This is a genomic window from Pseudomonas sp. NPDC089554, assembly GCF_050280645.1.
Lineage (GTDB): Bacteria > Pseudomonadota > Gammaproteobacteria > Pseudomonadales > Pseudomonadaceae > Aquipseudomonas.
The window spans coordinates 59,317-65,647 of record NZ_JBNNVR010000021.1; the positions used below are offsets into that span (position 1 = coordinate 59,317).

Here is a 6,331-nt window from a genome sequence, read left to right on the forward strand (position 1 = left end):
AGTCGTATCGCCGCACCACTGCGTTACAGGTGTTCTGACGGAGAACGCTGACCTGGACGCGGCGGTGCGGCGATACGACTTGCCCTGCGGCGTTTCAGGCTGCGGCGGCCTGTCGAACGTTCAGGGCATTGATGGCGCTGACCAGCGCAGCCACTTCCTGGCACTTCTGCAGGGCGTCGAGCGGCGCTTCATGGGCACTGTGCAAGGGGCAGGACGGCGCGACCCACAGGCGATCACCCAGGCGCTCGGCCGCATGGCGTAGCACGGCCAGGGCGTTGTCCTGGTCGCACGCCTGCCCGTCACGACCATCGACCAAGCCCAGCGAAAGCACCTTGTACGCCGGCAGGCGGTCGAGGGTGGTCGGGTACTGTTGCGGGGCACACACCAGGTCGATATGCAGGCCATCGACCGGCAGGTTGGCGGCCAGGCCAAGGTTGCCTTCCAGGCCGCCGAAATAGGTGGCAAGCAACTTCTTCAGTGGCGCACGTTGCAGGATGTTGTACACGCGCTCGTAGGCATTCTTCCATTCTTGCGGCAGGTCCTGTACCAGGATCGGCTCGTCGATCTGCACCCACTCAACGCCCTGGGCTGCCAGGCGGTTGAAGATTTCGTCGTACTGCGCCAGCAGGCAGTCGACCCACTCCAGCGCCTCGAGCCCCGCGCCCTGGCCCTTGCCCAGCCACAGGTGGGTCAGTGGGCCGATCACCACCGGCTTCACTGCGTGGCCCAGGGCCCTGGCTTCTTCGACGTCCGCGAGCAGTTGCTCCCAGCCCAGGGCCAGCGGTTGCTCGGCAGTGAGGCCGGGGGCGAAGTGGGCGCTGTCGAACCGAGGGGTCAGGAGGTGTTCGCGCCAGGCGAAATCCCCCACGGGCAGCAACTCGATACCCGCGTCTTTCTGCCCCTGCCAGCAGGCTGCGCGCAGTTCCCGGTCGCGACCGATGCGGGGGAAACCCAGGTTGTGTGCCAGCGCCATGTCCTACTGCTCCGATGGAAAATTCGTAACTGGGAATTCTGGACATGCTGGTCGCGTGACACAAACTCATAGAATTTGAGAGCAACTCAAGTTTCTTTCATGATCACGGTTCGCAGAAATGTCTCATCCGAGTCATTTTCCTGCGCATTCGGACAAGCGCCCCCCACCCATCACCCTCACAATGCCACCCTGCCCACCCTTGGTACCCCACCCATGACCCCGCTGAAAAACGCACTGCACGACCGCACCTTCGTCTGCGTCATGGAGTTCGTCCCCAAACCCGGCACACAGCGCTTGGCCAACCTCGAAGCGATCATGGCCCGCACCCAGCTGTGCGGCTGGCCGCTGGCGGTATCGATCGCCGACCGCGTGGGCAGCGCGCTGGACCTGTCGCCGCTGGATGCCAGCAACACATTCGCCACCCCCGTGCCCACCCTGCTGCACTTCTCCGGCAAGGACCGCGAACGTCAGGACCTGCTCGCGCAGCTGCCACGCATGGACGCCGCCGGCCTCGAGCAATTGCTGCAGCTCACCGGCGACCGCCTGCCCGGCCACATCCCCGGCCAGCGCCCGGTGCGTTACCTGGAGTCGGTGGCCGCCTTGCAGCTGGTGCGCGAAGCCCGCCCCAACTGGCTGCTGGGCGCCGCGCTCAACCCGTTCAAGTACCGTGAGGAAGAAGGCGGCGCGCAGTACTTCAAGGCCGAGAAGAAACTCGCCGCTGGCGCCGATTTCTTCATCCTGCAACTGGGCTTCGACTTCCAGAAATACCGCGAGGCCATGGCCTGGATGCAGCGCCAGCACAGCCCCAAGCCCATGCTCGCCTGCATCATGGCGCTCACCGAGGGCCGCGCGGCGATGCTCGAGCATGTCGCAGGCGTCACCCTGAGCCCCAGCATGCGCGCACTGCTGGCAGCCGAAGCGCAGGTATCCAAGGCCTACGCCAAGGACCGCGCCACCCAGCGCCTGGCCTTGCAGGTGATCGGCCTGCGCCTGCTCGGCTATGCCGGCATCAACCTGTCCGGGGTGCACGAGCAGGCGCAGTTCGAAGCCCTGGAGCACGCCTTGGAACACTGGCTGCCACGTATCGAAAACCAGGAACAATGGCAGGTGGCCTGGAGCGCGGCCTGGCAGTTGCCCGAGGTACCCCCGGTGACCTTCCACCCACCCGCGCATGCCTGGCAACAAGGCCAGCGCCAGGTACAGGCGACACTCAAGGAAAAGGCCCGCTACCACCTGTTCGCCGCAACGCACCACCACCTGTTCAACCGCGACACCCTGCTCAGCAAGGCCTTCGGCTGGGCGGTGCGCCGCCCACTGTGGACGAGCCCGGGCGCTGCGAAACTGCTGCACCGGGTGGAGCGCAGCGTCAAACGCCCACTGGTAGGCTGCGACACCTGCGGCCAATGCCGCCTGCAAGACACACTCTACATCTGCCCGGAAACCTGCCCCAAGGGCCTGGCCAATGGCCCCTGCGGCGGCACCCAGCTGAACCGCTGCGAGTTCGGCGACCGCGAATGCATTCACAGCCGCAAGTACCGCACGGCGGTGTCGGTGGGCCAGGCGGCGGTGCTGACCGAGCGCTTGATTCCCAGCGTGGACGTCACTGGTCGTCACCAGAGTTCATGGCCGCGCTGGTTTGCACCCAGTGCGACGGACAAGCCCCAGGATTGTGCCCAGCAGACGTATTTGTCATAGTGCGGCCCTGCACCGCACACAAGCCGACCACCCGTTCACCAAGAGTCGGCTAGCCTTACCGTGAACATAGCCAACACCCATCGATCGCAAGCCATTGCATGCATCTGGAAGGCCTTATGTTCAACCTCGCTGCCCCTCGCACCCTGCTGGCCGCCCTGGCCCTTTCATTGCTGTGCACGCTGCCCGCCAGCGCCCAGGAAAAATTCAAGGTAGTCACCACCTTCACGGTCATCGCCGACATGGCCCGCAATGTGGCGGGCGATGCCGCCGTGGTGGAGTCGATCACCAAGCCTGGTGCAGAAATCCACAACTACGCCCCCACTCCCGGCGACCTGCGCCGCGCCCAGGGCGCGCAACTGGTGCTGTGGAATGGCCTGAACCTGGAGCTGTGGTTCGAGAAGTTCTTCCAGCGCCTGAAGGATGTGCCCAGTGCGGTGGTGTCCGAGGGCATCGAGCCGATGAGCATCGGCGAAGGCCCCTACAGCGGCAAACCCAACCCGCACGCCTGGATGTCGCCGCGTGACGCACAGCGCTATGTGGATAACATCCGCGATGCCCTGGTGCGCCACGACCCGGCCAATGCCGCCACCTACACCCGCAATGCCGAAGCCTACAAGGCGCGCCTGGAAGCGGAAATCGCGCCCATTCGCGCACAACTGGAAAACATCCCACAAGCACGCCGCTGGCTGGTCAGCAGCGAAGGGGCGTTTTCCTACCTGGCCCGCGACTTCGGCCTGAAGGAGCTGTACCTGTGGCCGATCAACGCCGACCAGCAAGGCACGCCGCAACAGGTGCGCAAGGTGATCGACACAGTGCGCGCCAACGATATTCCTGTGGTGTTCAGTGAAAGCACCATCTCCGACAAACCGGCTCGCCAGGTGGCCGCCGAAACCAACGCTCACTATGGCGGCGTGCTCTACGTCGACTCGCTGAGCGGTGCCGACGGCCCGGTGCCTACCTACCTCGACCTGTTGCGCGTCACCTGCGAAACCATCGCCAAGGGCCTGGCCCAAGGGGCTGCGCAATGAGGCAGTGGCCTGCACTGGACAACCCCGAGGCCGGCATCGTCGTCGACAACGCCACCGTCACCTACCGCAACGGTCACACCGCACTGCATGCGGCGAGCTTTCACATTCCCACCGGCACCATCACCGCGCTGGTGGGGGTGAACGGCTCGGGCAAGTCGACGCTGTTCAAGGCCATCATGGGCCTGGTGAAGCTCGCCACCGGCAGCATCCAGGTGCTCGGCCTGCCCGCCCGCGACGCCCTCAAGCGCCACAGCACCGCCTACGTGCCGCAAACCGAAGAGGTGGACTGGAATTTCCCGGTGCTGGTAGAGGACGTGGTGATGATGGGCCGCTACGGCCACATGGGCCCGCTGCGCATCCCGCGCAAGGCCGACCACCAGGCGGTGGATGACGCACTGGCACGGGTGGACCTGGGCGAGCTGCGCAAACGGCAGATCGGCGAGCTTTCCGGCGGGCAGAAAAAACGCGTATTCCTGGCCCGCTCGCTGGCCCAGGACAGCCGCGTGATTCTGCTCGACGAGCCGTTCACCGGGGTGGACGTAAAGACCGAAGACCAGATCATCCACCTGCTGCGCGAGCTGCGTGCAGAAGGCCGGATCATCCTGGTCTCCACCCACAACCTGGGCTCGGTGCCAGAGTTCTGCGACCGCGTGGTGCTGATCAAACGCACCATCCTCGCCCATGGCCCCACCGACGAAGTGTTCACCCAGGCCAACCTGGAGCTGGCCTTCGGCGGCGTATTGCGCCACTTCGCGCTACTGCAACCGGGCGAGGCCACGCGTCAGCCAGTGGGCGTATTCAGCGATGACGAACGCCCGTTGATCCTGCGCAATGGCATCCCGGCGCGGCGCGAGGGCGAGGCCGACAACGAGGGCACGCCATGATCGAACTGCTGCTCGAACCCTTTGCCTACGGCTACATGCGCAATGCCCTGTGGGTGTCGTCGCTGGTTGGCGGGGTATGCGCCTTTTTGTCGTGTTACCTGATGCTCAAGGGCTGGTCGCTGATCGGCGATGCGCTGTCGCACTCGATCGTGCCGGGCGTGGCCGGTGCCTACATGATCGGCCTGCCGTTCTCGATCGGCGCGTTCTTCGCCGGCGGCCTGGCCTCGGCGGCCATGCTGTTGCTCAACCAGCGCAGCAAGCTCAAGGAGGATGTGATCATCGGGCTGATCTTCACCTCGTTCTTCGGCCTGGGCCTGTTCATGGTGTCGCTGTCGCCCACCTCGGTGAACATCCAGACCATCGTGCTGGGCAACATCCTCGCCATCACCCCCGGCGACACCCTGCAGCTGGTGCTGATTGCGCTGGTGTCGTGGGCGGTGCTGCTGCTCAAGTGGCGTGACTTGATGGTGACCTTCTTCGACGAGGACCACGCCCGCTTCACCGGCCTGAACCCTACCCTGCTCAAGGTCACCTTCTTCACCCTGCTGTCGGCCTGCACCGTGGCCGCCTTGCAGACCGTAGGGGCGTTTTTGGTGATCTGCCTGGTCATCACCCCCGGCGCCACGGCCTACCTGCTCAGCGACCGTTTCCCACGGCTGCTGATGATCGCCGTGGCCATCGGCAGCCTCACCTGCTTCGTCGGCACCTACCTCAGCTACTACCTCGACGGCGCCACTGGCGGGGTGATCGTGGTGCTGCAAACGGCGCTGTTCCTGATCGCCTTCGTGTGGGCACCCAAGCACGGCGTGCTCGCCGCCCGCCGCCGCGCCCGCCAGGCGCTGGAGGCCAGCGCATGAACCTGCTCGAGCCGTTTCACTTCGACTTCATGGTCAATGCCATGCTGATCGCCATGATCATCGCCGTGCCCATGGCGCTGCTGTCGTGCTACCTGGTGCTCAAGGGCTGGGCGCTGCTGGGCGACGCCATTTCCCACGCGGTGTTTCCCGGTGTGGTGATCGCCTACATCCTCAACATCCCGTTCGCCATCGGCGCCTTTGCCGCCGGCCTGTTCTGCGCGGTCGGTACCGGCTACCTGCAAGCCAACAGCCGCATCAAGCAGGACACGGTCATGGGCGTGGTGTATGCGGGCATGTTCGGGCTGGGGTTGGTGCTGTACGTGAAGATCCAGTCCGATGTGCACCTGGACCACATCCTGTTCGGCGACATTCTCGGCGCCAACGCCGAGGACATCCTGCTCTCGGGCGCCATTGCCGCGCTGATCAGCGGGGTGCTGGCGCTGAAATGGAAGGACTTCATGCTGCACACCTTCGACCCGGTGCAGGCCAGCGCCATCGGCCTGCGTGTGGGGCTGCTGCACTATGGCCTGCTGTGCCTGATTTCCCTGGCGGTGGTGGGGGCGCTGAAGGCGGCAGGCATCATTTTGGCGATTGCCCTGCTGATTTCACCCGGCGCTATCGCAGCCCTGCTCACCCGGCGTTTCGGCGCGATGCTGTGGGTGGCTACGGGGGTGTCGGTGGGGTCGGCGTTTTTGGGGGTGTACCTGTCGTTCTTCCTCGACAGCGCACCAGCCCCGACCATCGTGTTGGTGCTGGCGGGGCTGTTCATCGTGGCGTTGTTGCTGACGTCACGGGCGCGGCGTGGGTAGATGTTGCTGTACGACATTACCGACCTCTTCGCGGGCAAGCCCGCTCCTACAGGTACTTCACTGAACCTGTAGGAGCGGGCTTGCC

Annotated in this window: 5 protein-coding genes and 1 pseudogene; 5 read left to right on the forward strand and 1 reads right to left on the reverse strand. The window is 65.0% G+C overall.

Annotated features, from left to right (window positions below; all coding sequences use genetic code 11):
- Positions 1 to 97: 97 nt before the first annotated feature.
- Positions 98 to 973 (reverse strand): annotated as a pseudogene (locus ACQKPE_RS09375) (5-methyltetrahydropteroyltriglutamate--homocysteine S-methyltransferase); the annotation flags it as partial.
- A gap of 213 nt (positions 974 to 1,186) precedes the next feature.
- Here ACQKPE_RS09375 and ACQKPE_RS09380 point away from each other — a divergent pair.
- The 5 genes from ACQKPE_RS09380 to ACQKPE_RS09400 all read left to right on the forward strand — a co-directional run bounded on the left by ACQKPE_RS09380 (position 1,187) and on the right by ACQKPE_RS09400 (position 6,246).
- Positions 1,187 to 2,668, forward strand: a complete 1,482-nt coding sequence (locus ACQKPE_RS09380) for a methylenetetrahydrofolate reductase C-terminal domain-containing protein (protein ID WP_427665193.1) — start codon at positions 1,187 to 1,189, stop codon at positions 2,666 to 2,668.
- Positions 2,669 to 2,784: 116 nt separating this feature from the next.
- A complete protein-coding gene (locus ACQKPE_RS09385; RefSeq protein ID WP_427665195.1) occupies positions 2,785 to 3,696 on the forward strand; it encodes a metal ABC transporter substrate-binding protein in 912 nt (303 codons plus the stop codon).
- Entirely contained in the window at positions 3,693 to 4,580 is an 888-nt protein-coding gene (locus ACQKPE_RS09390) for a manganese/iron ABC transporter ATP-binding protein (RefSeq protein WP_427665197.1), read from the forward strand. Before ACQKPE_RS09385 ends, ACQKPE_RS09390 begins: the two co-directional genes overlap by 4 nt.
- The gene (locus ACQKPE_RS09395; protein WP_427665199.1) at positions 4,577 to 5,437 is read left to right on the forward strand and encodes a metal ABC transporter permease; all 861 of its coding nucleotides are present in this window, start codon (positions 4,577 to 4,579) and stop codon (positions 5,435 to 5,437) included. The genes ACQKPE_RS09390 and ACQKPE_RS09395 overlap by 4 nt, the downstream gene beginning before the upstream one ends.
- Positions 5,434 to 6,246 (forward strand): metal ABC transporter permease, encoded by an 813-nt coding sequence (locus ACQKPE_RS09400; protein ID WP_427665201.1) that lies wholly within the window; start codon positions 5,434 to 5,436, stop codon positions 6,244 to 6,246. The genes ACQKPE_RS09395 and ACQKPE_RS09400 overlap by 4 nt, the downstream gene beginning before the upstream one ends.
- Positions 6,247 to 6,331: the final 85 nt, after the last annotated feature.